23 protein-coding genes and 1 pseudogene are annotated in these 25,276 nt (G+C 43.1%); 14 read left to right on the top strand and 10 right to left on the bottom strand.

Annotated features, from left to right (window positions below; translation table 11 throughout):
• Window positions 1–29: 29 nt before the first annotated feature.
• Window positions 30–2,309 carry an ATP-dependent DNA helicase gene (locus tag HFA01_RS08125; protein ID WP_146815035.1) on the bottom strand — a complete coding sequence of 760 codons (2,280 nt, stop codon included), beginning with the start codon at window positions 2,307–2,309 and terminating at the stop codon, window positions 30–32.
• Window positions 2,310–2,482: 173 nt separating this feature from the next.
• Between HFA01_RS08125 and HFA01_RS08120 the strand changes: the two genes are divergently transcribed.
• From HFA01_RS08120 to cysK, 3 genes are all read left to right on the top strand, one after another.
• Window positions 2,483–3,406: an SGNH/GDSL hydrolase family protein gene (locus HFA01_RS08120; RefSeq protein ID WP_146815033.1), complete on the top strand. Its 924-nt coding sequence runs from the start codon at window positions 2,483–2,485 to the stop codon at window positions 3,404–3,406.
• A 17-nt stretch (window positions 3,407–3,423) separates the two neighbouring features.
• A complete protein-coding gene (locus tag HFA01_RS08115; protein ID WP_146815030.1) occupies window positions 3,424–4,059 on the top strand; it encodes a YpmS family protein in 636 nt (211 codons plus the stop codon).
• A gap of 78 nt (window positions 4,060–4,137) precedes the next feature.
• A complete protein-coding gene (cysK, locus tag HFA01_RS08110) occupies window positions 4,138–5,067 on the top strand; it encodes a cysteine synthase A (protein WP_146815028.1) in 930 nt (309 codons plus the stop codon).
• A 250-nt stretch (window positions 5,068–5,317) separates the two neighbouring features.
• Here the strand turns inward: cysK and HFA01_RS08105 are convergent, their stop codons facing one another.
• Complete coding sequence (locus tag HFA01_RS08105; RefSeq protein WP_146815026.1) at window positions 5,318–5,929, bottom strand: trimeric intracellular cation channel family protein; 612 nt, start codon at window positions 5,927–5,929, stop codon at window positions 5,318–5,320.
• 295 nt (window positions 5,930–6,224) lie between these two features.
• Here HFA01_RS08105 and HFA01_RS08100 point away from each other — a divergent pair, with 295 nt between their 5' ends.
• The 4 genes from HFA01_RS08100 (at window position 6,225) to HFA01_RS08085 (ending at window position 8,739) form a co-directional block, all read left to right on the top strand.
• Window positions 6,225–6,761, top strand: a complete 537-nt coding sequence (locus HFA01_RS08100) for a helix-turn-helix domain-containing protein (protein WP_146815024.1) — start codon at window positions 6,225–6,227, stop codon at window positions 6,759–6,761.
• 11 nt (window positions 6,762–6,772) lie between these two features.
• Window positions 6,773–6,919, top strand: a complete 147-nt coding sequence (sda, locus tag HFA01_RS08095) for a sporulation histidine kinase inhibitor Sda (RefSeq protein WP_246139297.1) — start codon at window positions 6,773–6,775, stop codon at window positions 6,917–6,919.
• An 82-nt stretch (window positions 6,920–7,001) separates the two neighbouring features.
• Complete coding sequence (locus tag HFA01_RS08090) at window positions 7,002–7,706, top strand: YqjF family protein (protein WP_146815022.1); 705 nt, start codon at window positions 7,002–7,004, stop codon at window positions 7,704–7,706.
• Between the two features lie 79 nt (window positions 7,707–7,785).
• Complete coding sequence (locus tag HFA01_RS08085; RefSeq protein ID WP_146815020.1) at window positions 7,786–8,739, top strand: ring-cleaving dioxygenase; 954 nt, start codon at window positions 7,786–7,788, stop codon at window positions 8,737–8,739.
• Between the two features lie 49 nt (window positions 8,740–8,788).
• Here the strand turns inward: HFA01_RS08085 and HFA01_RS08080 are convergent, their stop codons facing one another.
• Window positions 8,789–10,738 (bottom strand): aconitate hydratase, encoded by a 1,950-nt coding sequence (locus HFA01_RS08080; protein WP_146815018.1) that lies wholly within the window; start codon window positions 10,736–10,738, stop codon window positions 8,789–8,791.
• A gap of 319 nt (window positions 10,739–11,057) precedes the next feature.
• On the opposite strand from HFA01_RS08080, the gene HFA01_RS08075 reads away from it, so the two are divergent.
• Window positions 11,058–12,338 carry a helix-turn-helix transcriptional regulator gene (locus HFA01_RS08075; RefSeq protein ID WP_146815016.1) on the top strand — a complete coding sequence of 427 codons (1,281 nt, stop codon included), beginning with the start codon at window positions 11,058–11,060 and terminating at the stop codon, window positions 12,336–12,338.
• The gene (locus HFA01_RS19155) at window positions 12,335–12,460 is read left to right on the top strand and encodes a hypothetical protein (RefSeq protein ID WP_281290470.1); all 126 of its coding nucleotides are present in this window, start codon (window positions 12,335–12,337) and stop codon (window positions 12,458–12,460) included. Before HFA01_RS08075 ends, HFA01_RS19155 begins: the two co-directional genes overlap by 4 nt.
• Before the next feature lie 173 nt (window positions 12,461–12,633).
• On the opposite strand, the gene HFA01_RS08070 is transcribed toward HFA01_RS19155, so the two are convergent.
• The 6 genes from HFA01_RS08070 to HFA01_RS08045 all read right to left on the bottom strand — a co-directional run bounded on the left by HFA01_RS08070 (window position 12,634) and on the right by HFA01_RS08045 (window position 19,179).
• Entirely contained in the window at window positions 12,634–14,040 is a 1,407-nt protein-coding gene (locus tag HFA01_RS08070; RefSeq protein WP_146815014.1) for an MBL fold metallo-hydrolase, read from the bottom strand.
• Between the two features lie 175 nt (window positions 14,041–14,215).
• Entirely contained in the window at window positions 14,216–14,725 is a 510-nt protein-coding gene (locus tag HFA01_RS08065; protein WP_146815012.1) for a DUF6933 domain-containing protein, read from the bottom strand.
• Between the two features lie 91 nt (window positions 14,726–14,816).
• The gene (treR, locus tag HFA01_RS08060; protein ID WP_146815010.1) at window positions 14,817–15,530 is read right to left on the bottom strand and encodes a trehalose operon repressor; all 714 of its coding nucleotides are present in this window, start codon (window positions 15,528–15,530) and stop codon (window positions 14,817–14,819) included.
• Window positions 15,531–15,545: 15 nt separating this feature from the next.
• Entirely contained in the window at window positions 15,546–17,231 is a 1,686-nt protein-coding gene (gene treC / locus HFA01_RS08055) for an alpha,alpha-phosphotrehalase (RefSeq protein WP_174787812.1), read from the bottom strand.
• Window positions 17,232–17,256: 25 nt separating this feature from the next.
• Window positions 17,257–18,666, bottom strand: coding sequence for a PTS system trehalose-specific EIIBC component (gene treP, locus HFA01_RS08050; RefSeq protein WP_146815008.1), 1,410 nt, complete (start codon window positions 18,664–18,666; stop codon window positions 17,257–17,259).
• 24 nt (window positions 18,667–18,690) lie between these two features.
• Window positions 18,691–19,179: a PTS sugar transporter subunit IIA gene (locus HFA01_RS08045; RefSeq protein ID WP_146815006.1), complete on the bottom strand. Its 489-nt coding sequence runs from the start codon at window positions 19,177–19,179 to the stop codon at window positions 18,691–18,693.
• Between the two features lie 294 nt (window positions 19,180–19,473).
• Between HFA01_RS08045 and HFA01_RS08040 the strand changes: the two are divergent.
• The 4 genes and pseudogenes from HFA01_RS08040 (at window position 19,474) to trhO (ending at window position 23,854) form a co-directional block, all read left to right on the top strand.
• A pseudogene (locus HFA01_RS08040) lies at window positions 19,474–20,661 on the top strand (MFS transporter).
• Between the two features lie 59 nt (window positions 20,662–20,720).
• A complete protein-coding gene (locus HFA01_RS08035; RefSeq protein WP_146815004.1) occupies window positions 20,721–21,269 on the top strand; it encodes a cysteine hydrolase family protein in 549 nt (182 codons plus the stop codon).
• Window positions 21,270–21,465: 196 nt separating this feature from the next.
• Window positions 21,466–22,827, top strand: a complete 1,362-nt coding sequence (locus HFA01_RS08030) for an MFS transporter (protein WP_146815002.1) — start codon at window positions 21,466–21,468, stop codon at window positions 22,825–22,827.
• Between the two features lie 85 nt (window positions 22,828–22,912).
• Window positions 22,913–23,854: an oxygen-dependent tRNA uridine(34) hydroxylase TrhO gene (gene trhO, locus HFA01_RS08025; protein ID WP_146815000.1), complete on the top strand. Its 942-nt coding sequence runs from the start codon at window positions 22,913–22,915 to the stop codon at window positions 23,852–23,854.
• Between the two features lie 198 nt (window positions 23,855–24,052).
• Here the strand turns inward: trhO and thiD are convergent, their stop codons facing one another.
• A complete protein-coding gene (gene thiD, locus HFA01_RS08020; protein WP_146814998.1) occupies window positions 24,053–24,856 on the bottom strand; it encodes a bifunctional hydroxymethylpyrimidine kinase/phosphomethylpyrimidine kinase in 804 nt (267 codons plus the stop codon).
• A gap of 108 nt (window positions 24,857–24,964) precedes the next feature.
• Here thiD and HFA01_RS08015 point away from each other — a divergent pair, with 108 nt between their 5' ends.
• Window positions 24,965–25,276 carry an MGMT family protein gene (locus tag HFA01_RS08015; RefSeq protein ID WP_146814996.1) on the top strand — a complete coding sequence of 104 codons (312 nt, stop codon included), beginning with the start codon at window positions 24,965–24,967 and terminating at the stop codon, window positions 25,274–25,276.

The following is a 25,276-nucleotide window of genomic DNA, read 5'->3' as shown; positions in this document are numbered from 1 at the left end:
TCCGTCACAATATTTCCTGGGAAATCAAATCATTTAAGAATTCGATAATTTCCCCAATCATCAGGTAGAAGCTGCAAATATTTGCGCGAAAGAAAGCGGTCATCGACAAGCTGAATCGACCCGTGGTCTTCTTCTGAACGGATCAACCGCCCTCCCGCCTGCAACACCTTGTTCATACCTGGGTAAACATAAGCGTAATCATAGCCATTTCTTCCTTTTTGATTAAAGTAATCTTTGATCAATTCCTTTTCGAAGCTCCTAGGAGCAAGTCCGATACCTACTACGGCTACACCGTTTAACCGATCTCCTCGAAGGTCTACACCTTCAGAAAATATACCTCCCAGCACTGCGAAACCGACGAGTCGACCTCCTTCCTCAAATTGAGCAAGGAAGTCTTCTCTTCTTTCTTCATCCATTCCACGCTCCTGCATGACCGCATTCACAGAAGAGAAGTTTTTGAATTCACGATAAACCATTTCCATGTAATGATAGGAAGGGAAGAAGAAAAGGTGATTCCCTTCGTGGAGCTCCACCTGATCTTGCAGGCGTTTGATCAGTTCGCCAACCGTCTTCTCCCTGCTCTTAAACCTCGTCGACAAAGGGGTGATCATCACATCAATTTGCGATGGGTCATAAGGCGACGGTAAATGTAAGATATAATCCTCTTTGGTTCCCCCAAGCATCTCTTTATAATAAGCAAATGGCGAAAGAGTCGCTGAAAAAAACACCCCTGACCTGAAGGTTTTCGTCGTTTCACGCAGGACGTGTGAAGGATCGAGACAAAACAGCTTTAATATAAAGTCTCCATCGCTCGTACTTTCCCCCAACAATCGATAGTGTTCGTCTACATATTCGAGAATTTTCATGAATCTCTGCGACTGAAAATATACATCCAGCAGCTGTTCAGATCTTTCCCCTTCCGTATTCTCCTGTAAAAGCGACTCCGCCTCTGCCAGAAAGCGTTCTATGTTTTCTTCCAACTCTCCAGGTACCTGTTCCAGTTGGATGAATTCCTCCGTGGGAGAATAAAAACGATCTAAATCTTTTCCAATTGCTTCAGCCACTTTAACCAAGTTCTCTTCCGCGCCTTCCCATTCAACCGCAACGCTTTCATAGGATTGCTTGGCAATGGAAGCTGAATACATCTCACGAGCACGCTCTACAAGGTTATGGCTTTCATCCACGAGCAGCGCTGTTTTTTTCTTCCGATCTGGCATCAGACGTTTCAGAGAAACGCGAGGATCAAAGATGTAATTATAGTCACCAATAATCACGTCACACACATCTGTGAGGTCCAATGAAAATTCGAAAGGGCAAACTTTATGTTTCCTTGCATAGGATTCAATAACCGAACGTGTCATTTGTGTTTCATGAAGGAGGATATCGATAATAGCTCCATTAATTCGGTCATAGTAGCCGTCGGCAAATTCACAGTATTCCGGCTGACAAATCGTCTCTTCCTGGAAACATATTTTATCTTTCGCCGTCAAGGTAACCGACCGGAGCCTGAGTCCCGTCTCTGCCATCTTCAGTAAAGCTTCTTCAGCTGTTGCTCTTGTAATCGTCTTGGCCGTTAAATAATAGATTCGTTCCAAGCCTTCCAGCTGCAACGCTTTAATTGCCGGGAAGAGGGTGGATATCGTCTTTCCAATCCCGGTCGGCGCTTGAGCAAACAGGTTCCTCTTCTCTTCAACCGTGCGGTAAACACTACCCGCTAGTTTACGCTGACCTTCACGATAACTCGGAAATGGAAAGTTTAAATCTGGGACAGTTTTTTCTTTTTGTTCTCGAATATGAAGAAGAATCCTTGCATAAGACGCGTATTCGCTGACTGTATCTTCCATGAATTGATGCAATTCCTCGTATGTAAATGTCCGGAGAATCCGCTTCTTTTCTTTCGTTTTTTTCTGGACATACGTCAACTGCACCCGGATGTTCTGAAGCTCTTCTTGGGCTGCATAGATAAAGGCATACCCTTTTGCCTGAGCCCAGTAAAGGGGATAAGTGGTATCATCAATTTCCTCAAGATCCCTTGAAGTAGACTTGATTTCATCAATCACCGGTCCTTCCTCCGTGTCTAATAAACCATCGCACCGGCCCTGGACTTTTAGGTTAACCCCTTCCTGATGAAACTCATATTCCAGAAATACTTCGGATTCGTCCTTTTCTTTATATTTCTTTTGCACCTCCTGATGTATGGCCGTTCCTTCCACGAGCGCTGTATTCGTTTGGAAACGCTCGTCGATACTTCCCGTCCTGTACACATAGGAAACAAGGTCTCGAACAGAAATCGTCATTTGTGTGTCCATCGATTTCCCTCCCTGCTAAGTGGTTTTGTTTTCTTACCCTCATCTTCTTACACTCTTTTCCGTATGTCTATTGTATAGGACCATGATATAATTGTGGTTAAAACTTTTCATTTCCCATCGGTTAGGAAGAACATATAATAGAAGTGAGATTACCCTTCAGGAGGGATTCAGATTTGAAAAAATGGAGATGGATGGCAGCCGTCGCACTCTCCTTCGTGATCGCCTTTTTTATCGTAGCAGCTTTTATATATACCCCCGAAGAAGAACCGTCGCCTGAATCAAGCAACTCAGAGCAAACAGCGGAAACCATTCCCGCTCAAGACCAACAGATTGAACCGGAAGAGGAAGAGGATGAACAGGAAAGTGAAGCAAATGAAGGGAAACTAAGCGAAGGGTTGCGTGAGGTCTTTACTAGTGTGATTGAAAATGCTCGGGATGTTTTCCTTAAAGATGACCTTCAGATCGTAGCTATAGGTGATTCTCTGACTCAAGGTGTCGGAGACTCTACAGAAAATGGTGGTTATATTGGAATCCTTGAAGAAACTTTCAATGCCAACCCGAATACAGAGACCTTGGATATAACAAACTATGGAAAAAGAGGGAATCGGACAGACCAAATGCTCGAACGGATGGAAGATGAACAAATCACTGATTCCCTGCAAGAAGCAGATTTGATTCTGATTACTATAGGTGCCAATGATGTCATGAAAGTAGTAAAAAATAATTTTACGAGTTTGAATTACCAGGACTTTGTTGAGGAACAAGAAGGTTATGAAGACCGTATGCGTGAGATCTTCACGAGGGTTCAAGAATTGAATCCTGATGCTCCTGTGTATCTACTGGGGCTCTACAACCCTTTTAACCAGTACTTTACGAACATTCCCGAACTCGGACAAATTATGGGGGATTGGAATGACATTAGTCGTCGAGTAACCGATGACTACGAACAGGCCACGTTCATTCCCATTAGGGACTTGTTTGAAGGAAACGAAGAAGAGCTCCTTTGGGAAGAAGACTTGTTCCATCCCAATGAAAGAGGTTATAAAAAGATGGCGGAGCGCGTGTTACAATACATTAGAGAAGACATCGAACAATAACAGGTGGAATGTATAAGATGAAACGACTATTGTTAAATAATAAATGGAGAACGTCCTTTTGGCTTTTAGCTCTAATCAATTTAGGAGTTGTCATTTGGCTTGTCGCTTTAGTTTTTCTGCCAAGCTCTTATACCATCGTTAATGTGGATCAGGAAAAAGAAAGCCCTGATGCAGAGTTCACCATCGTTTCTACGAAAGAAAACATGGAGCAACTCGCCAATGAATACCTCTCAGAACTTTCAACCCAGACCGTTTTCGACTATTCCATCACCTTAGACCGAAATGTTACGTTATCAGGGAACATTAAAGCCTTCGATCAGGTCATCCCTATCAATGTAGAGCTGCATCCTGAAGTGCAGGAGAATGGTGATCTTGTTTTAAGGCAAGAGAAAATTTCCTTAGGGAAACTCCCCCTACCTAATAAAAAGGTATTGGAATTCGTGAAAGACAACTATAACTTACCTGAATGGGTCATCGTAAACCCTAACGAAGAAAACATTTATGTTGCTGTCACTCAAATGGACACGGCAAGCAATTTTAATGTGAAGGTCGACCGCTTCAATTTAAATTCCAACCAGCTGGCATTTAAAATTGCTGTCCCAAGCAACACTTTCCAATTCGCACAACGAGTTGTAAATGAACATATGGAGTGATAAGCAAAGCAGATGAATCCGCCCATGCAATTATGATAAAATTGGACTACCATTCCCAACAATAAGGAAGTGACAGATATGCGTGTGGTTAACAATATTGCCGATCTAATTGGAGATACACCTTTAGTTAAGCTGAATCGTATTGCGCCAGAAGGCGGAGCCGATATCTATATGAAGCTGGAAAAGTACAACCCAAGCGGAAGTGTCAAAGACCGTGCCGCTTTCAACATGATGGAACAGGCGGAGAAAGATGGACACCTTAAAAAAGGAGCAACGATCATCGAACCGACCAGTGGAAACACAGGGATCGGAATTGCTATGAACGCTGCTGCAAGAGGATACAAAGCCATTCTTGTCATGCCGGATACGATGACTCAAGAACGGATCAACCTTTTGAAGGCCTACGGTGCGGAGATCGTTCTGACACCTGGGGATGAAAAAATGCCAGGAGCCATCGCCAAAGCGAAAGAATTGGTCGATGAAATTGAAGGAAGCTTTATGCCTATGCAATTTGAAAACATGGCTAATCCAGACGCCCACCGCCATACAACGGCGGCAGAAATTATAGAAGCTATGGAGGAGCTCGGCAAACCTCTATCCGCTTTCGTTTCTACTGCTGGAACAGGCGGTACCATTACAGGAACAGGTGAAGAGCTGAAAAAACGTTACGAAGACGTAACCATCCATGTAGCAGAACCCGCGGGCTCCCCTGTCCTTTCCGGTGGAAAACCTGGAAAGCATAAGCTTGTTGGGACAAGCCCGGGATTCGTTCCATCCATCTTGAACCAGGAAGTATATGACGAAATTTTCCAAGTGACAGATGAAGATGCCTATGACATCACTCGCAGGCTTGCTCGTGAAGAAGGCTTGCTCCTTGGGACTTCCTGTGGGGCCGCCTGTTGGGCAGCCATTCAGGTTGCAAAAAAGAAAAAGCCGGGAGAAGTGATCGTATGTATCGCACCAGACACCGGTGAGCGTTACCTCTCAGGTGACTTATTCCGCTATTAAAAACAATGAAGCACTCAGAGAGCTAAACCTCTGAGTGCTTTTTATATCCTTTTTCCACTATAGCTCTCGATTGTGGAAGACTCAGTTTCGAGATAACCGTGGTTCGTTTACCATATGGGGGGTCAGGGGTGGCTTGCCGCTCTATCGCGGAAAGCGAGTTACACCCCGAAGCCCCAATCCACTCAACAGGAGTCTCGAGATCAAGTCCTCCGGAGTTATTCCATACCCTACAAGATACCTCTTCAGTAATTTACAGACGGTATAGGTCTCTGAAGCGTAAATGCCAGCCTAGGTGGAAGGAAGCAACACGGCAAATGATAACGAGCAAGAATATCATATACGTTTGCCAGGCGCTTTCGATATCGACCCACCCTACCCCTATAAGGAGCCCCGCCATTAATGCCCACACGGCGTAAATTTCCTGGTGCATGACCATCGGCCTGCGCTGAGCCAGAACATCCCTTGTTACCCCTCCCCCGACGCCTGTCAGAATTGCTGCGAAGATAATCCCCCCAAGAGGAAAGCCATTTTCTATAGCAAAAGATGCTCCTTGAAGAGCAAAGGCAGATAAACCGATCGCATCCGGGTATATATTCCAACGGTCCCACGTCATAACCCACGTCTTAGGGAAGAAATAGACAATGGCAATGGTACCAAGGGCTACATAAAAGAGGTAGCCTTGTTCCCAAACATGGACGACCGGTACATCTAGAGCAATATTCCTGATGATTCCTCCCGCGAATGGTGTCGCAATACCAAGAATAAACGTGCCAAATATATCATACCTTTCATTTAACGCGACAATAGCCCCACTAAAAGCAAACGCCGCCACGGCTAGTATGTTCAATATATCCCATGTCATAATGATTCCCCTCCCTGAAGAAGCTTATTTTGTAATTTTTCCGTTTCTTTCAGACTGATTGATTATAACAAATTCTCATCAATAAAATAGGCGTTTTTTTATATTCTTGCTAGAATAATAATGGTAGAAAGAGAATGTATGAGGATACACCTCCTATGGTCCTTGTATCACCTTGAATGGAGAATGTAACGATAAATTTAAGGAAAATCCATGATATTGTAGCAATCTGCCACAAGGAATCCAGCTACAAAAAACGAACTAATTATATGAAAATAGAAATCAGGATGTGGAAAAAATGAGAAGATGGCTAATTCAATTAAGAAAAGAACAACAATTAACACAACAAGAAGTTGCAGCAGGAGCCCACATTGACCGTGCCTATTATGCTCAAATCGAGAATGGCACAAGAAATCCAAGCATGACGGTCGCTTCTCGCATTGCTTCCTACCTTCATATTAATCCTTCACTCTTTTTTTCCGAACATTTGAGTGAGCCTTTTGAAGCAGCACTCACAGGTTCCCCCATTACCATTGCCCACTGTGATCTTGAACATCGTTACACATGGCTCTTCAATAATCACCCTGACTTTACGATGAGTAAAGTCATCGGGAAAAGGGTGGACGAAATCTTTCAACATGAAGCGACAGAGGAATTACTGAATATAAAGAAAAAAGTAGTGTTAGAAAATAAACCAATAAGAAAAGTGGTATCTTTCCCCCTCTCAGAGGGGACCATCGTCTATGATACCTTCTGCAAGCCCATCCACGATTCCAAGGGCAATATCATAGGAACGGCCAGTGTTTCGATGGAAATGATAAAACCGACTATGTAGGGGGCCAAAAAATGATCATTGAGCAGCTCTCTTCAAGGTTATTAAAAGATACACTCCTAAGAGCTATAGACTTGAAGCTTGAAGACGAATTCATTTATATGTTGAAAGAGGAAATTTCAAAAAGAGAAAAGGAAGAGAAGTTAATGAATAAACTATAATTTTTAATACTCCATCATCATGAAAGCACTGAGATGTATGATTCAATGATCCTCAGGGTAAACCATGATAGAGGTGATATACATGGACCGAAATCATTGGATTATGCATCAAGAATGGAATGACTTGATTTTTATGCATTGGCCTGTCCCGGCAGAAGTATTACGCCCTTTCATTCCTTCTGCCTTTACTATCGACCAGTATGACCATTCAGCCTGGATTGCCATCGTTCCCTTCCGCATGCAAAATATCCGCTTTCGTGCTCTCCCCTCTCTCCCATTTGGAAATCAACTGCTTGAATTAAATGTTCGCACATACGTTACGTTCAAAGGTGAACCAGGGGTCTATTTCATCACTCTCGATGCCAACCACCCTCTTGGTGTGTTTTTAGCCCGTACCCTGTTTGGACTGCCTTATGTCCACGCGAAAATGAGAATGGACCATACAGAGACGGGGTATCATTTTACAAGCAGACGAACCCACGAAGGATATCCAGCTTCTCATTTTCACGCAAGCTTTCATACAGTATCGAAACCGGTACACGCTCAGCCCGGATCTCTCCTTTATTGGTTAACTGAAAGGTATGCCTTGTGGGTGGTAAAAGGCCGTTCTAAGATTTACAAAGGTCCTATTCTCCATAAGAACTGGAGGCTGCAAAAAGCGGAAGCGAATATCCAAATCAACCAACTTGTGGATTTCCTGCCCCCTTCTATATTTGAAACAAAGCCTATCACTTATTTCTCAAAGTCACTGCACACGAGGATTTTTCCTTTTGAAAGAAAAGGCTAAACAGGAGCTTTGACAGTTATATATAAAAATAATATAATTATCTCGAATTCAAGATTATTGAAAACAAGGAGGAATGACCATGCAACTCAAGGGCATTCATCACGTTTCAGCTATTACCGCCAATGCAAAAAGCAATTATGATTTCTATACAAAAGTTATGGGCATGCGCTTAGTCAAGAAAACAGTCAATCAGGATGCACCTTCCATGTATCACCTTTTCTATGCTGATGAGGAAGGTCGACCTGGAACAGACTTAACCTTTTTCGAAATTCACCGTGCAGGCCATACGTATCCCGGAACGCGAAGCATCTCCACCACATCGCTTCGTGTAAAAAGCGATGAAGCTCTGAAGTATTGGAAGAAACGCTTCGAAGAACATTCTGTTGAACAAGATGAGATTAGAGAAAGACACGGTCGAAACACGCTCTTCTTCCGTGATCCCGAAGGACAACGGCTCATTCTCATATCTGATGAAAGCAATAGCGGTGTAGAAGCCGGAAAAGCATGGGAGCATTCTACTGTACCCGAGGAATATGGGATTACCGGACTTGGTCCCGTTCACCTCACCGTAAACGATACAGCTAAAACGGAAAAAGTCCTTACCGAGCTCTTAGGATTTCGGAAAAAAGGAACTTATGAGCAATGGGTCGTTTATGAAACCGGAGAGGGAGGAACCGGAGCAGAAGTTCATGTGGAAGAAGAGCCCGATGGCCAGCCCGAAAAACCAGGCCGTGGAAGCGTTCATCATGTAGCCTTCCGTGTAAATGATGAGGATGAACTTAAGAAATGGCAGGAAATCATTCAAGCCGCAGGTTATCCAAACTCTGGCCTTGTTGATCGCTACTACTTCAAGTCCCTGTATTTCCGTGAGGCCAACCACATCCTTTTTGAACTTGCTACTGATGGACCCGGTTTCGCTACAGATGAGGACGTAGATCATCTTGGAGAGAGCCTTGCTCTCCCCCCCTTTCTAGAGCACAAACGTAAGGAGATTGAAGAAAGCTTGACTCCACTGGACACATCAAGATCATAAATACATCTATACTAAAAACTCCGGCGGGGTGAACCCAGCCGGAGTTTCTTTATGATTCCAATCTGTTTTTCACCCAGTTGATTAAGCCTCCCATTTGCATGATTTCAATCTGTCGATCAGACAGGGCATGCTCAAGTTTCAGAGTTTTATCTTTTCCTTTTACTTCAACTTCCACTTGAGGAGACTGCTTAATTTTATCTCTAAGACCTTTGAATACAAGGACATCTCCTTGCTCCAAGTCATTGAGGTCGGATGGGTCGGTAAAGGTCAATGGCAATACTCCAAAGTTAGCAAGGTTCTGCCAGTGAATCCGTGCAAAGTCTTCCACAATGGCCACTTTAAGACCGAGATATTTCGGTGCGAGAGCTGCATGCTCACGACTGGACCCTTGCCCATAGTTCGCCCCGGCCACGACAGCGTGACCGCCGTCCTCTCTCGCTTCCATTGCGCGATCGTAATACGTTTCGTCAACAATTTCGAACGTAAATTTACTGATTTCAGGTAGGTTGCTTCGATAAGGAAGGACACGAGCTCCACCTGCTAGTATTTCATCTGTGGAAATATCATTTCCCATCTTAAGTAAAATAGGCAGTTCCAGATCATCCGGAAGTTCACCCATCTCAGGGATGGAGGCCACATTTGGACCTTTGACTAATTCTACATCTTTCGCTTCCTCAAAAGATAAAGGTTCATCAAGTAATCTTGTGTCCACCGTTGGATTGTCCAAGTCCTTCACCTTTGGAAAGTCGAACGCTGATTTTCTCGGGTCTGTAATCTTTCCTGTCAGAGCTGAGACGGCAGCCGTTTCAGGACTGCATAAGAAAACACTATCCTCTTTTGTACCTGATCGCCCCGGAAAGTTCCTTGGGGTCGTACGTAAACTGTTCCTGCCTGTTGCAGGCGCCTGCCCCATTCCAATACATCCGTTACAGCCGGCCTGGTGCAATCTCCCCCCCGCTTGAAGGAAGTTAGCGATATGACCTTCCTGGGACAAGTCAATCAACATCTGACGGGAAGTCGGGTTCAAATCAAAGGATACACCATCCGCAATATGCCTTCCTTCTACAATTTTCGAAGCAATTGCGAAGTCCCGGTACCCAGGGTTCGCTGATGAACCAATATACGACTGGTAGATGGGCTCTCCTTCCACTTCTTCTACTGGAACGACATTTCCCGGACTTGATGGTTTGGCCACCATCGGTCCTAATGAAGAAAGATCCAGCTCATCATGTACGTCATACGTCGCATCATTATCTGCAACTAGTTCTATCCACTCATTTTCTCTTCCTTGAAGCTTCATAAAGCGCTTCGTTTCTTCGTCTGATGGAAAAACCGTACCTGTGGCTCCAAGCTCAGCACCCATGTTGGCAATCACGTGACGATCCATGGCTGTTAAGTTTTTCAAACCAGGACCATAGTATTCAAAGACATGGTTGACACCGCCTTTGACTCCATGCCTTTTAAGCATCTCTAAAATGGCATCCTTCGCACTGACCCAGTCTGGAAGCTCTCCCGTCACTTTTACTCCCCAGACTTTCGGCATTTTTACATAGAAAGGCTCACCAGCGATGGCCATAGCTACATCAATTCCGCCTGCGCCCATGGCAAGCATCCCCATACAACCATTGGCACATGTATGACTGTCCGAACCAAGCAGCGTCTTTCCAGGCTTCCCAAGCCGCTGCATATGAACAGGGTGGCTCACACCATTTCCCGGTCTACTAAAATGCAATCCGAATCGCTTTGCGGCACTCTCAAGAAAAAGGTGATCATCCGGGTTTTTGCTATCTTCCTGAATTAAGTTGTGATCCACATATTGCGCGGAAGCTTCCGTTTTTGCCCGATCAATGCCCATCGCTTCCAGTTCAAGCATAACCATCGTCCCGGTCGCATCCTGTGTAAGCGTTTGATCAATTTTCAGTCCAATCTCCGATCCCGGATTCATCTCCCCCTCTACCAAGTGATCCTTAATTAATTTTTGTGTGACGTTATATCCCACAATTATTCCTCCTTCTCACTTGTAGTTCATGACGGTCTTGATGATACTTTTTATAAAATTCCTATACCTTTTATACCCGTTATGTTGTATGATTACTCATAGGTTCCAAAAAGTTCCTCTTTGAAGGCGAAAGAGAACCATAAAATGGGAATCTATGAAAGTCCCCCTCCCAAAGTCCCCTTTAAGCCACAAATTTTTCCCGACTTGGGAAACTAGTGAATTTTGTTGAAAATCCCAGAACGAACATGTATTCTAAATATAGATTTGAAAGAGCAAACACTCTGAAAAATCAACAGTTGATCAACTAGGTGTGAGAAAAATGGAATATGGTAAAGTGCTTCGATTCCATCGCGTGAAGCAAGGTTTAACCCAAAACCAGCTCGCAGATGGGATAATCTCGCCGGCGTATTTGTCTAAGATTGAGAACGACCAAACCGTTCCCGCGTTCGAGGTACTTGAACACCTCTATGAACGTCTAGGGCTCGATTTCCATGACTCTTCTTATCATCACCCTTCCAAAGAAAAATTGAAGGAATGGTATGAAATGATCGTCTTTAAACGGAAAGAAGAGGCCAGGGAGTTAAAGGAAGAACTTAAACAACAAAAAGATACGCTGAATAATCATCATTTGTATATATTTTTCGAGTTGTTCCGCATTCGCCATCTGTTATTAGAAAATGAGGTGGAGGAGGCTTATGAAGCATGGAAAAATATCCGTCAGCATGAGGATACATTTGATGAAGAGATGAGGTATTATTTCCATTTAAGCACGGGATTACTCAAGTATTACCGTGGGGATTTTGAAGATTCCTTCCAACAATTAATGGAAGCTAAAAACTACAGTGTTTCAGTCGAGGTAAAAGAGTGGGAAGAAAGCGATCTATACTATTTACTCGCACTAAGTTCATCCCAATCCAACCATATCTCTGCATCCATATTTTATGCAGATCAAGCTCTATCCCTTTACCAAAAACAATATAACCTTGGTAAGAGCGCAGACTGTCATATCCTTTTAGGGATTAATTATGGTCGATTGAAAAACTATGCCAAATCACTTGAAAATTACCATCTAGTTAGCAAAATAGCTACCCAAACTAACAATCACTATCAATTAGGTGTGATCTATCACAACATCGGTGTGATAGAAGCTCGTAGAGGACAGTATGAAACTGCTCTTTTAAACTACAAAAGAAGCTTACCCTACCGTACTGATACAGCTTCCGATTTGGAAATCTTTGAAACTATTCATTGCTTAATATTAGAAAACTATAAATTAAGCAATTATGAAGATTGTAAAGAATGGATTCAAAGAGGATATACCCATTTAAGGTCCTCAAAGTTGGATACTACAACGGACGAAATTCATTTAAACGTATATTCCATGCTTATTGAAAAGGACAACCACACCATTGATTACCTGGAAAATATTGCAATCCCTCACTTTCAAAATAAAAAATTGCCTAGATTTGTTATCAGATATTCGATAATAGTTTCTGAACTCTTAGAAGGAGAAAGAAGCTATAAGAAATCAACAAAATACCTTAGGTTAGCAATTGATTTGTTAAATAAATACTCTAATTTAGGAGGGACTGTTTTATGAAAAAGCTTTTAAGCTTAATTGCACTAGTTGGCCTTGCTGTTTCTCTTTCAGCAGGTGTAACCTACACCGACAGTGCTATGGATGAAACTTATCCTAGACCACTAGTTGTGGATCAGATTTAATTTTCTGTAACATTAATTTTCATTTTTAATTTTGTGTGTTAATTCAATTTTTATATAATTAACACCTCCCCTAATCCTATACCTATACAAACTTTTGCCTCTATCTTTATGGTAGAGGTCTTTTTTTGCTTTAAAAAACCTGCCCGGAGATCTCCGGGCAGGTTTTTGAGTGACTAAGATTTTATTTTTTCTTTATGCTCTTTCCAGGCTGAAAATCCACCTTTCAAGTTCAATACATCCTTGTATCCATAGGCCTGCAATAAACTTGCAGCAATCGCTGACCTCATGCCTGACTGACAATGGACAATCGGTGTTTTATTGGAAGGTACATCCTCTATACTCTCTTTCAGCTTTCCGAGCATGATGTGCTGAGCTTCTTCGATATGGTCATCGTCCCATTCACTATCATTCCTTACATCGATGATGACATAATCCTCATGACCTCTGAATTTGTTTTCGAGCTCTTCTGCTGTAATGCTTGCATAGGTTTCTAATCCACCATAGCCATTAACCTCTGATTCATCCACATAACCAACAAGGTCATCCAACCCAATCGACTCTAAAGAACGCTTAATTGCCGGGATGGTTTCATCAGACGCGATGACTACAACCTTTTGATCATATTCAATCAACCAGCCTGCCCAATTCGTAAACGAACGATTATAAGGGATGTTGATTGTTCCTTTTAAGTGTCCGTTTGAGAATTGAGATGATGGTCTTGTATCCACCACCATATACTCATCAGAAATATATCCATCCAAATCCGAAACCGAAATATGCTCTACATCTCGACCCTTTTCCAGAGATGGACCCTCTTTGTTCAGCTTTTTCATCATGGAAAAATACTTTGGTGGTTCAGGTTGTCCCTCTAATAATTCTTCGGTGAAAGCTTTCTCATCGGTGTGCTTTAATGCCCAGTTGTTTTCTTTTTCATAGCCTATCGTGGAAGAAGGTACAGCCCCCAGTGATTTGCCGCAGGCACTTCCTGCCCCGTGTCCAGGCCATACTTGTACATAATCCGGAAGTTCTTTAAAACGTTGAACGGATTGGTACATATCCGCTGCTCCCTTATTTGCTGTACCCTCTGCGCCGGCAGATTTTTCAAGTAGATCCGGTCGTCCTACATCGCCAACGAAGACAAAGTCTCCGGTAAAGACTCCCATGGGTACAGAAGAACCTCCTCCTTCATCCGTTAACAAAAATGATAAGCTTTCAGGTGTATGACCAGGAGTATGGATGACGTCGAGTCTCACATTTCCTACATAAATTTCATCGCCATCTTTTACAAGCTTACAATTGATTTCATTCAGGTATTGATACTTCCAGTCCTCATCACCTTCATCAGAAAGGTACAATTTGAGGTTCTTTTCGTTCGCAAGCTCCCTTGCACCTGAAAGAAAATCTGCATGGATATGTGTCTCTGCAGCCGCTGACAGATGAAACCCTTCTTTTTCAGCTGTTTCATAGTAGGGGGATAAATTTCGAGCAGGGTCAATGACCATGGCTTCCCCTGTCTTTTGACAGCCAATCATGTAAGACATCTGTGCTAATTCTTCATCAAAAAAAGATTTGAAAAACATTATATAACCCTCCATTTATATGAAATCCTTATTATGTAATATACCCTCATGTGTATCATAGAAACATAACTCCTTATTATTATTATCCACCTAAGCTATAAAATCCTTCATAAAGGAAACGTATTCAAATTCTTGAACAACTGTTGAGAAAACAAAAAGCAGCAGTGCCTTAGCACTACTGCTTTTCAAAGTAACGAGTAAATTCTTTATATGGAGTAATCTGATCCAAATTAGAAAATACGAGTTGTTTATTATTAAATTCATTTATTGCAGCAGCATCTATATCTTCGTATGCCTTACCTGCTACCTTATCTTCAGAGAAAAATTTAACTTCGTTCAGCATACCGAGTACTTTCCGGCTTTTCGTTTTGGTATAAACGATTTCATCCGCCGCCTCTAACATTTGATCGGCGATCTTTTTCTCTATCCCTAACAGTTGAAACAATTGCTTTAATGAGCCTTTAATGACACTGTCGAGATGTTGAAATTGCTGCTTTCTCAAACCGAACAACGTCAGATTCAACCCCGTTGCGTTATTCATCAACAGAAGACATTTTCTACGATTGATTGTGACGACGTTTGCATGCCACTGGTATATTTCCGGTACATCCTTATATTCTTCTAAGTCTTCAATTGGTTGGTCGATTTCATTTTGTAACTTTTTTGTTGCCCCGATTACGAACATTTCGCCCACCTCGTCCTTACTATTCGATATTCCTATTCTAACGTGTAACGCTAAAAAAACAAAGAGGGACCCGACATGGTCCCCCTTCCCCTTACACCTTTGTTCTTCTTGCAAAGTCGACAAATTGAAATTTATCTGGTCTGTGCCTGGATTCTGTAAACTGAAAGGCGGTTGTATCTCCTAAATAGACATAACTGCGAATGACAACAACTTGGTTGTGACCATTTAAATCCAGAAATTCTTCATCTTCAACCGTCACGGGCTCGACCACAATTTCTTTCTTTGCAAAGCTGATATCGAGCCCCAGTTCATTTTCTATATAATGATAAAGCGACGTCTGAGCAATATCTTTTGTAAGATCAGGCACAAGATCCTGCCTTAAGTAATCTTTATCTAGAATGATTCGCTCCCCGCCAATTTCCCTTGAACGGACGACCTTCCAAAGATAAGAACCTTCCTGACAATTTAGTTGACGACAAACTTTTGCCTCTTTCACAAGGGTGAGTTCGTGAACATGCGTTTGAAAACTCTGGCCCAAACGATCCGAGAGCTCTTTAAAGCTCGTCAGCCCTGAGACCGGGAACTCAAATTTATCCCGGTCAAGAACAACCGATCCTTTCCCACGCACTTTTTGAATGTAACCATTCTGAGAAAGCAGGTTTAAAGCTTTACGGATGGTCTCTCTTGATGTCTCAAATCGTGCGCACAATTCGTGCTCAGAAGGGAGAGTACCTCCTGCTGCGTACTCTCCCTTCTGAATATCTTTGACGAGATTATGATAAATCTCGACATATTTGTTTTTCATACTGCGCCCCCTCACCTATTCATCGGTAAGATGATAAACGACCGACTCGTACGGGCGAAGGCTGATGTCACGGTAATCTTTTGTAGAATCATAATAGTTGCTTAGAAGGATGTCAGCCTCACCGGTTACATGGGCATCTTCTGGCAGTGTGAACGTCGTTTCTTCACTGTAGAAGTTATTCACAACAAGCAACTGTTCCCCATTCCATTCACGTAGATAAGCAAACACCTGGTTATGGTCTGGTGTCAACAAACGATAATCTCCGTGTGTGATGATGTCGTGAGACTTACGTAATTCAATTAATTTTTGATAGTGGTTGAAGATGGAATCTTCTTTGTTCATGACCACTTCTGCATTAATTTCTTTATAATTATCCGCTACATCAATCCATGGGGTTCCTTCAGTAAAGCCGGCATTTTCTTCTCTATTCCATTGTACAGGAGTACGAGAGTTGTCACGAGACTTCTGTTTTAAAATCTCAATGATCTCCTTTTCACTGACCCCTTTTGCTTTGAACTCTTCAAACATATTCAGCGATTCGACATCCCGGTAACGGTCGATGCTTTCGAACTTAGGATTGGTCATCCCAAATTCCTCTCCCTGATAAATGTAAGGTGTTCCCTGCATCATATGAATGGTCGTAGCAAGCATTTTGCCGGATTCTTCGGGATAGTTTTCATCGTCTCCGAATCTTGACAATACACGAGGCTGGTCGTGGTTACACCAGAATAAGGCGTTCCATCCATTTCCTTTATTCATTTCCCTCTGCCATTTGGAAAGAATCTGTTTTAACTCATGGAAATCAAAATCAGCGACCGTCCATTTTTCACCGTTTGGATAGTCCACTTTCAAGTGATGGAAGTTGAATGTCATACTCAGCTCTTCACGGTCAGGAGCCGTATATTTAATACAGTGCTCGATACTCGTTGATGACATTTCTCCAACGGTCATTAAGTCGTAGGGTTTAAAAACTTCACGGTTCATTTCCTGCATGAATTCATGCACACGAGGTCCGTCCGTATAGTATTTGCGCCCGTCTCCGGGTGCAACACTCCCATCATCATTCGGAAACTCCTGATTTTTGGAGATGAGGTTGATCACATCAAGGCGGAATCCATCCACACCTTTTTCACCCCAGAAACGCATCATTTCGTAGATGTCTTCACGCATCTGTTCATTTTCCCAGTTTAAATCGGCCTGAGTAACGTCGAACAAGTGCAAGTAGTACTGCCCTGTTTGCTCGTCATACTCCCACGCATTACCGCCGAATTTAGATTGCCAATTCGTCGGCTCTTCCCCGTTTACAGGATCACGCCAGATGTAATAGTTACGATAAGGATTGTCTTTTGACTTTTTAGCCTCTTGGAACCATTGATGTTCCGTAGACGTGTGGTTGACAACGATGTCCATGATGAGCTTCATGCCACGGTTATGTGTTTCTTCAAGCAGCCTTTCAAAGTCCTGCATCGTCCCGTATTCATCATGGATGTCATAATAGTCGCTGATATCATATCCATTATCATTTTGAGGAGACTTGTACATCGGGGTCAGCCAAAGCACATCGACCCCGAGTTTATGCAAGTAATCCAATTTCTCAATAATACCCTGGATATCACCGACACCATTTCCTGTCGTGTCATTGAAGCTTTTCGGATAAATTTGATAAACGACAGCTTTTTTCCACCAAGGTTGTTCAATCATTGTAGCACCACCGTTTTATTAATTTTTATACGTCTTTTTTACGCTTCGCATAGAGGTACGTTCCTACGAGCGGAAGGACAATGACGATGACCATACCGATAGCAAAGTCCAGCCAGTACTCCGCAACGATTGAGAAGATCCCAGGCACACCACCGACTCCGATAGAGCTTGCCAATACTCCTTGCGCAGAGATATAAAGACCAGCGATGGCAGAGGAAGTAATGGCAATGATGAATGGATACTTAAAGCGCAGGTTCACCCCGAATAATGCTGGTTCTGTAATCCCAAGCCATGCAGAGATACCAGAAGATACACCCAAACCTTTGAGCTTATCATCTTTTGAAGCTAACCAGATGGCGAATGCAGCAGAACCTTGAGCGATATTGGATAGAGCAAGCATCGGCCACAAGAATGTTGTTCCCGTGCTCCCAACCAACTGAATATCCACAGCAAGGAATGTATGGTGCATACCTGTAATGACGAGCACCCCGTATAAACCACCGTAAATAAGACCGCCTAACCACGCGAAAGTATCGAATGTTGCTACAAGGGCATCTGTGATCCAGTTACCGATAGCAAAAGTAATTGGTCCAATAATGATGAATGTCAAGAACCCTGTTACTAACAAGGAAATCGGTCCAACAAATAGCAACTGTATATTATCAGGGATACGGTTACGTAAGAATAGTTCTATTTTAGTCAATAAATAAGACGCAACAAGAACGGGCAGGACTTGTCCCTGATAACCGATCTTCTCAACGGTTAATCCGAATAAATCCCAAGTCGGTACTGACCCTTCAGCTACGGCATCCCCGTATGACCACGCATTCAGTAGATCAGGGTGTACAAGCACGAGACCTATGACAATACCTAAGATCGGACTACCTCCGAATTTCTTAACCGCGGACCAACCGATGAGTCCTGGTAAGAACACAAAGGCCGTATTGGCTATGATAATGATCATGTTCGCTATTCCAGACCATTGTGGATACACATCAATAATGGACTGTTCGTCCCAGAATATCCCCTGAGCTGTCAAGATATTATTAATACCAAGCAGCAAACCAGCGGTTACGATCGCTGGAAGGATCGGAATGAAAATATCAGCAAGCGTTTTAATGGCTCTTTGAAGAGGGTTCATATTTCCTTTAGAAGCCTCTTTTACTTCTTCTTTGGAAGATTCACCGACTCCAGCAAGAGCTACGAACTCTTTATAAACTTTATCAACAGTCCCCTGTCCGACTACAATTTGAAACTGACCATTTGTTGAGAATGACCCTTTTACCGCATCAATATTATTCAGCTTTTCCTGATCAACTATGCCTTCATCATGTAACGCCAATCGAAGCCGTGTGACACAGTGGGTTGCAGCAGACAAGTTTTCCTTCCCGCCGATAGCTTCTAAAATCTGCTCGGCCTGTTTCTTATGGTTCATTTTCTCTACCTCCTGAAGTGTTTTTTACTTTTTCTTCACCGTTATTAATGGTGTAGAACCTGCGGTCAATTCAACTTCTTCAGCCACATGCACATCAAAGTCATCACTGTTCGTGATAATGATCGGTGTTACTGTGCTCTTCGCCTTTTCTTTCACAAGGTCCAGGTCAAAGGAAATCAATTTGTCTCCTACTTTCACTTTGTCCCCTTGAGAAACAAAAGCTTCAAAGCCTTCTCCATCCATTGCAACGGTTTCAAGACCAATATGGATTAGAATTTCTGCACCACTCTTGGTTTCCAAACCTACCGCATGCTTCGTTGGGAACAATTGAACAATCGTACCTTCCACAGGGCTAAGTACTTCGCCGTCTTTTGGTTCTACTGCAATTCCTTCCCCCATCATTTTCTGTGAGAATACGGGATCTGGCACTTCTTCCAGAGTTACCTTCTTTCCTGATAATGGTGAAGCCACTTTCAATTCTGTCTCTTTATTTCCAAACAATTTCTTAAACATATGTTTCTCCTCCTCAAACGCTTTCAATGAAGCCCTTGTAACTTGTATATACATCAGTTATCTATGATTATAATTTGTATATACATGTTTTGCAACCGTTAACAACCAGGAGATATAATTGGAATTCCCTTCCTTACCAATAAAAAACTTATAACTGCAAAAAAATCTGGAACATAGTTGTTCAAGGTTCCCCTTTATATGGAATTGTGTTATATATTTAGGGTGTCGAAATAACAAGGAAGAAGGGATATTATCCTTACTAACGAATCCCAGGCGAAACGGAACCTGTGGATCATGTGGTTTGCCAATTTTTTTATAGCTGGCAGTATTACGATGGTCCTGCCGTTTTTATCTTTATATATAGAAGAACTCGGGAGTTATCCAGATGCCTATGTCCAAACCTAGTCTGGATGGGTGTTCGGTATCACGTTCGTGTCCGCTTTTCTATGTTCTCCAATCTGGGGGAAAATTGGAGATAAATATGGGAGAAAGAACATATTAATTATCTCTGCTACAGGACTTGCACTCTCTGTATTTCTTATGGGGAACGTATCCTCCGTGTGGCAACTCTTTCTCCTCCGTTTATTCATGGGTGTCTTCACAGGATTCATTCCCATGTCACAAGCACTGATTTCTACCCAGACGCCTAAAAATATCGCCGGCCAAGTTCTAGGTTCATTGCAGACAGGTAGTATCACTGGAAGTTTAATGGGACCGTTGCTCGGAGGTTGGATTGCAGATTCCATTGGATATGCGTCTACTTTTCAATATGTATCCATTACAATCGCTCTTTCTGCTCTCATCGTATTCTTTGGGATTCATGAACAGCGGATTAAAAAAGAAGGAGACCATGAGAAAACAAGCTATCAATCCAAAGAGGTGCTTGCCCACATCTTCAAGCACCCCGTGCTATTCATGGTTATGATTGTTTCTTTATTTGTGCAAATGGCCCATTTCAGTATTCAACCGATCCTTTCATTATTCGTCGGTGATTTGCACGGCCCGGAAAACATAGCTTTGTTCTCAGGAATCGCCTTTTCAGCAGCAGGGCTAGGGAACTTGATGATGGCCAAACAGTGGGGGAAAATCGCCGATCATATCGGTTATGTGAAGATCCTCGTTTTCCTTTTATTCATGGCAGGAATCGTTTATCTCCCTGCCGCCTTCGTAACGAACATTTGGCAACTGGTTGTCCTCCGCTTTTTGTTAGGAGTATCCATTGGCGGCATTATCCCTGTACGTACCGCTTACATCCGCCAAGAGGCCCCAGTCGCCATGCAGGGTGAAGTATTAGGTTATAACACAAGCATCCGTTTCCTCGGAAATATCATTGGTCCATCTATGGGCGGTATGATTGCTGGGGCTTACGGGTTTTCTATGGTATTTTTCGTTACAAGTGCTCTCCTTGTGCTCTCAGGGGCACTTTTGTTCATGGCTATGAATCGTAAAGTGACCTCCGCAAAGCATATTCCCGACTTTTGAGTGCACGCTTCTGCCTCCCTTCTGTTAAGATAAGTGTAAAGACACCGGGAGGGGATATAGTGAAACGTGCTTTAATTGTCATCGATTACACGAACGACTTTGTAGAAAATGAAGGGGCATTGACCTGCGGACCACCCGCTCAAGCGCTGGAAAAGTACATTCATGATGTAACGGAAACATTTATCACTGAGGAAGACCTTGTCGTATTTGGAGTCGACGTTCACGAAGAAGGTGACCCTTACCATCCCGAGACAGACCTTTTCCCTCCTCACAACATCCGGGGAACAAAAGGACGAGAGTTGTACGGATCACTAAAGAATCTTCACGAAGAGAATCAGCATAAGCCCAATACCCTTTACATGGATAAAACCCGTTACAGTGCCTTCGCTGGAACAGACTTGGATTTGAAGCTGAGAGAACGCGGGATCACCGATCTCCACCTTGTTGGAGTCTGTACAGATATCTGTGTGCTCCATTCAGCTATCGATGCATATAACCTTGGTTATCACATCCATGTACACAAAGATGGAGTTGCAAGCTTTAATGAAGCTGGCCATGCATGGGCTTTATCACACTTTGAGACAACCCTGGGTGCAAAAGTTCTATAACACGGAAGGCACTGAGTAGTTGTTGATCCATGGGACAATAAGTTCACCTCTGAACCTAACTCTGCCTCAGAACATAAATAAACTCCCGTTGCAGCCGTCAACGGGAGTTTTTACGCTTGTCATTTTTCTCTCTAGGAAACTTGTGGTATAGTATTTCGAGTGTCTAATGAAATAATAGAAAGGAAGAAGAGACGATATGCCACTGACCTCTCGTCCTTCCCAGGAACATTTTCGTACGGTATTCATTTTAGCAGCTACAATTTTGATTGTTGTGATGAACACAACGATGTTCAACATTGCTTTACCAAATATATTAAAAGATTTCTCGCTCATGCCTTCCGAAGGAGCCTGGATTGTTTCAGGTTACTCGATTGTGTTAGCGATTTTCACGATTACCTTTACGCGCTTGTCTGACTATATGCCTATCCGGACATTATTAACGATAGGGATCTGTATTTTCAGCCTTTCTTCCATCATCGGATTTTTAGCGGACAGTTACGTTTGGCTGTTGATTGCTCGGCTATGTCAGGCGGCAGGAGCGGCAGCGATCCCAGGTTTATCCATGGTCTTCGCCGGAAGGTACATCCCTATGACAAGACGAGGAAGCGCCTATGCATTGATTGCCTCAGCAACATCCTTAGGATTTGGACTTGGCCCCGTGATCGGCGGGTTAATTACCGATTATCTTAATTGGAACTACTTGTTCATCGTGACCATCATGGTTTTTCTCGTAATCCCGGTCCTGTACAAGTTTATGCCTGTTGAAAAATCTGAAAAAGGGCGTTTTGATGTTATCGGGGCTTTTCTATCCGGTATCAGTGCCACCATGTTTTTACTATACATTTCGACGTTAACTCCATACTACTTGCTGAGCGGGCTCTTGGCTGCTTCTCTCCTATGGTGGAGAGTCAATCGGACGAATGCGCCTTTTATCCAGCCTGAACTTGTAAAGAACAGCCATTACCGCCGAATTGTCTTTACAAGCTATATAGGATTCACTCTACACTTCGCTGTGCTGTTTTTAATGCCGATCATGCTTGAGCAAGTATATGGACGCGGGGCAGCCGCCATTGGATTTATCATTTTCCCCGGCGCTATGCTATCAGCTGCAGCTGCCATTTATGTGGGACGACTGATTGATGCCTACGGAAACATCAAAATCCTATTTTTGTCGCAAGTTCTACTCATGATCTCAGCCCTCATTTTCTTTTTCCTGGCTGGAAAGAGTCCGTATATGATTATGATTGCTTATATGTTTACAAGTTTCGGGTTCTCTAGTTTATCTTCCAGTTCAACAAATGAAGTTTCACGAATTCTGCCTAAAGAGCAGATCGGTGCCGGAATCGGTCTTAAACAACAGATGCAATTCATCGGTAGTGCGACCGGCTCTGTGCTTGCTGGTATATTATTAGAGTTTAGTTCTCAACCTTATACAGCCGAGAATTTTATCCTGCCGTTCGGTTCACTGATCGTTTTAATGACGGCTTCCATCATCGTCTTGTGCCTCTATTCATACAGGATCAGACGCATGGAATTTGTTCAAAAAACTGACATTTGAAATCCGGATACAAATCGAATAAGATGGAGTATGGACATTTCTGTTATTTACTACTGTATAGATATAAATATAGGAGGAATCACTTATGAGCTCAAAAGATTACCGAGTTCTGCTGTATTATAAGTATGTCGACCTTCCTGACTATGAAGAATATTGCCAAAACCACCTGAAATTCTGTAAAGACCTTGGTTTGAAAGGACGTATTATCGTTTCTCACGAAGGGATGAACGGAACGGTTTCAGGTACCGTTGAACAAGTGGAAGAATATATGAACTATGTACGCTCTGATGAGCGTTTTGCAGATATCCACTTCAAAATTGATGAGCATGAAGGACACGCTTTCAAGAAAATGCATTGTCGCGTGAAACCTGAGCTAGTCAACTGGAGTATTGAAGAAGATGATATCGATCCGAAAACGTTCGGCGGTAAACATTTGAAGCCAAAAGAATTCAATGAAATGCTGAAAGATGAAGATACCATTGTCATTGACGGCCGTAATGAATATGAATACCGCATCGGCCACTTCCGAAACGCGATTCAGCCGGATGTCAACCACTCCCGCGAGTTCCCTGAATGGATCGCCGAAAATGCCGATCAATGGAAGGATAAGAAAGTCCTTACCTACTGCACAGGCGGAATTCGCTGCGAAAAATTGACAGGTATTCTTAAGAAAAACGGTGTCGAAGACGTGTATCAGCTTGAAGGTGGAATCACCACTTACGGCAAAGACCCAGAAGTCAAAGGTGAGCTCTTCGATGGAAAAATGTATGTATTCGACGAGCGTATCTCTGTTCCGATCAACCAAGTAGAAGAAAAGGTCATTGCAGAGTGCGAACATTGCGGGAAAGCAGAAGATCGTATGGTCAACTGCAGTAACCCGGTATGTAACCGTCAATATGTATGCTGTAAAGAATGTGAAGAAGAGCAACATGCCGCATGTACAGCAGAATGTAAAGAACACCCAGAAAACCGCTGGGATGTTGTCCGCAAGAAACAAATTGATAAATACGACCGCATCAACGGTTAATCCCCATCCCCTCTCTCACCATGTGTGAAGAGGGGATTTCTTATATCATACATATGGATGGCAGAAGACTTAATTTCGAGATGTTTTCAGGTTTTGTTTGCCTGGTTGAGCACCTGGGTGGCGGGGGGTGACTCGCCGCTCCAGTCCACCTCACACAAAAGCCTCGAAACTTAGTCTTCCGCGATTCTGCCATATACTTTAATCACTGATCATTCTATGAGCGGCATGGTAGGTGGATCCTATGCCGCGGTCGAAGGATAAGGCGTGGCGAATGGCGCTTGTTACGAAGGACTTCGCCCGTCTGACCGCATCTTCGACAGAATACCCATTGGCAAGTTCTGCCGCGATGGCAGCGGAATACGTACATCCCGCCCCACTCGTATGAATAGTCTCCACTCTCTCCGTTTCAAGTTCGGTAATGCTTGATCCGTCATAGAGCATGTCGACCGCTGGGTATCCTTTTAAACTGCCTCCTTTTACAAGCACATACTCTGCCCCAAGATGATAAAGGTCCCTTGCCACAACCTTCATATCTTCAGGAGTTTCAGGGACTTCACATTGAAGCATTCTTGCCGCTTCATGTAAATTAGGGGTTACGACTTTTGCCAGAGGGACAAGTTCTTTTGTGAGGGATTCAATCGCCTCATCTTTTAATAACTGAGATCCCATCTTTCCAATCATCACAGGATCTACCACTACATTCGTGACTTCAGACGCTTTAATAAGACCGGCCACTTTTTTTATAATTTCGTCGGTGAACAGCATGCCCGTTTTAAGGGCATCCACTCCCACATGTTCGAATGAAGCATAGATTTGGGCTTCTATGGCATCGATTGGGTGGGTGAAAATTCCTCGTTCTGTTTGTTTATTATTCGCTACAATGGCAGTAACCGCACTCATGCCATAAACATTGAATTCTTGGAACGTCTTAAGATCTGCTTGAATGCCGGCACTCCCCTGTGCAGCAGAACCGGCAATTGTTAATACTTTAGGTATGCTCATCCTAGTCGTCTCCTCTCTGTCATCTATAGAAATTGTATCAGTAATAGGGGGAAGCTTCTATTCACAAAGCCCCGCCATCTTGTAAAATTTAAGTAAGGAGGCCGATTAATGCAACCATTCACACAACGGATTATTCAAATCATCCTTAGTATTCCAAAAGGGCGTGTTATGTCATACGGACAAATTGCGGCATGCGCCGGAAACCCCAGAGCGGCAAGACAAGTCGCCCGTGCGCTTCACAGTATGAGTGAAAAGCATGAACTCCCTTGGCATCGTGTAGTCAATGCAAAAGGAGAAATTGCTGTGAAGGACCCCTCCAGGCAACGTCAACTTTTAGAAAAAGAAGGCGTTGTTGTCATTCATGATAAAATATCAATGAGAGAATACCAACACGATGCTCTTCTCTGTTTTGAAGAATAG

Origin of the sequence: Halobacillus faecis, assembly GCF_007991335.1 — a bacterium.
In the GTDB taxonomy this organism is placed as follows: Bacteria; Bacillota; Bacilli; order Bacillales; family Halobacillaceae; genus Halobacillus; species Halobacillus faecis.
This window is presented reverse-complemented; position numbering and strand designations above follow the sequence as displayed.

Coding starts and splice junctions, on each gene's coding strand:
- cysK (WP_146815028.1), top strand. CDS start 4,138: ATGCGTGTGGTTAACAATATTGCCGATCTAATTGGAGATACACCTTTA.
- HFA01_RS08090 (WP_146815022.1), top strand. CDS start 7,002: ATGGACCGAAATCATTGGATTATGCATCAAGAATGGAATGACTTGATT.
- HFA01_RS08100 (WP_146815024.1), top strand. CDS start 6,225: ATGAGAAGATGGCTAATTCAATTAAGAAAAGAACAACAATTAACACAA.
- HFA01_RS08045 (WP_146815006.1), bottom strand. CDS start 19,179: ATGTTTAAGAAATTGTTTGGAAATAAAGAGACAGAATTGAAAGTGGCT.
- sda (WP_246139297.1), top strand. CDS start 6,773: ATGATCATTGAGCAGCTCTCTTCAAGGTTATTAAAAGATACACTCCTA.
- HFA01_RS08125 (WP_146815035.1), bottom strand. CDS start 2,309: ATGGACACACAAATGACGATTTCTGTTCGAGACCTTGTTTCCTATGTG.
- HFA01_RS08105 (WP_146815026.1), bottom strand. CDS start 5,929: ATGACATGGGATATATTGAACATACTAGCCGTGGCGGCGTTTGCTTTT.
- thiD (WP_146814998.1), bottom strand. CDS start 24,856: ATGAGCATACCTAAAGTATTAACAATTGCCGGTTCTGCTGCACAGGGG.
- HFA01_RS08030 (WP_146815002.1), top strand. CDS start 21,466: ATGCCACTGACCTCTCGTCCTTCCCAGGAACATTTTCGTACGGTATTC.
- HFA01_RS08075 (WP_146815016.1), top strand. CDS start 11,058: ATGGAATATGGTAAAGTGCTTCGATTCCATCGCGTGAAGCAAGGTTTA.
- HFA01_RS08115 (WP_146815030.1), top strand. CDS start 3,424: ATGAAACGACTATTGTTAAATAATAAATGGAGAACGTCCTTTTGGCTT.
- treP (WP_146815008.1), bottom strand. CDS start 18,666: ATGAACCATAAGAAACAGGCCGAGCAGATTTTAGAAGCTATCGGCGGG.
- treC (WP_174787812.1), bottom strand. CDS start 17,231: ATGATTGAACAACCTTGGTGGAAAAAAGCTGTCGTTTATCAAATTTAT.
- treR (WP_146815010.1), bottom strand. CDS start 15,530: ATGAAAAACAAATATGTCGAGATTTATCATAATCTCGTCAAAGATATT.
- HFA01_RS08085 (WP_146815020.1), top strand. CDS start 7,786: ATGCAACTCAAGGGCATTCATCACGTTTCAGCTATTACCGCCAATGCA.
- trhO (WP_146815000.1), top strand. CDS start 22,913: ATGAGCTCAAAAGATTACCGAGTTCTGCTGTATTATAAGTATGTCGAC.
- HFA01_RS08070 (WP_146815014.1), bottom strand. CDS start 14,040: ATGTTTTTCAAATCTTTTTTTGATGAAGAATTAGCACAGATGTCTTAC.
- HFA01_RS08065 (WP_146815012.1), bottom strand. CDS start 14,725: ATGTTCGTAATCGGGGCAACAAAAAAGTTACAAAATGAAATCGACCAA.
- HFA01_RS08015 (WP_146814996.1), top strand. CDS start 24,965: ATGCAACCATTCACACAACGGATTATTCAAATCATCCTTAGTATTCCA.
- HFA01_RS19155 (WP_281290470.1), top strand. CDS start 12,335: ATGAAAAAGCTTTTAAGCTTAATTGCACTAGTTGGCCTTGCTGTTTCT.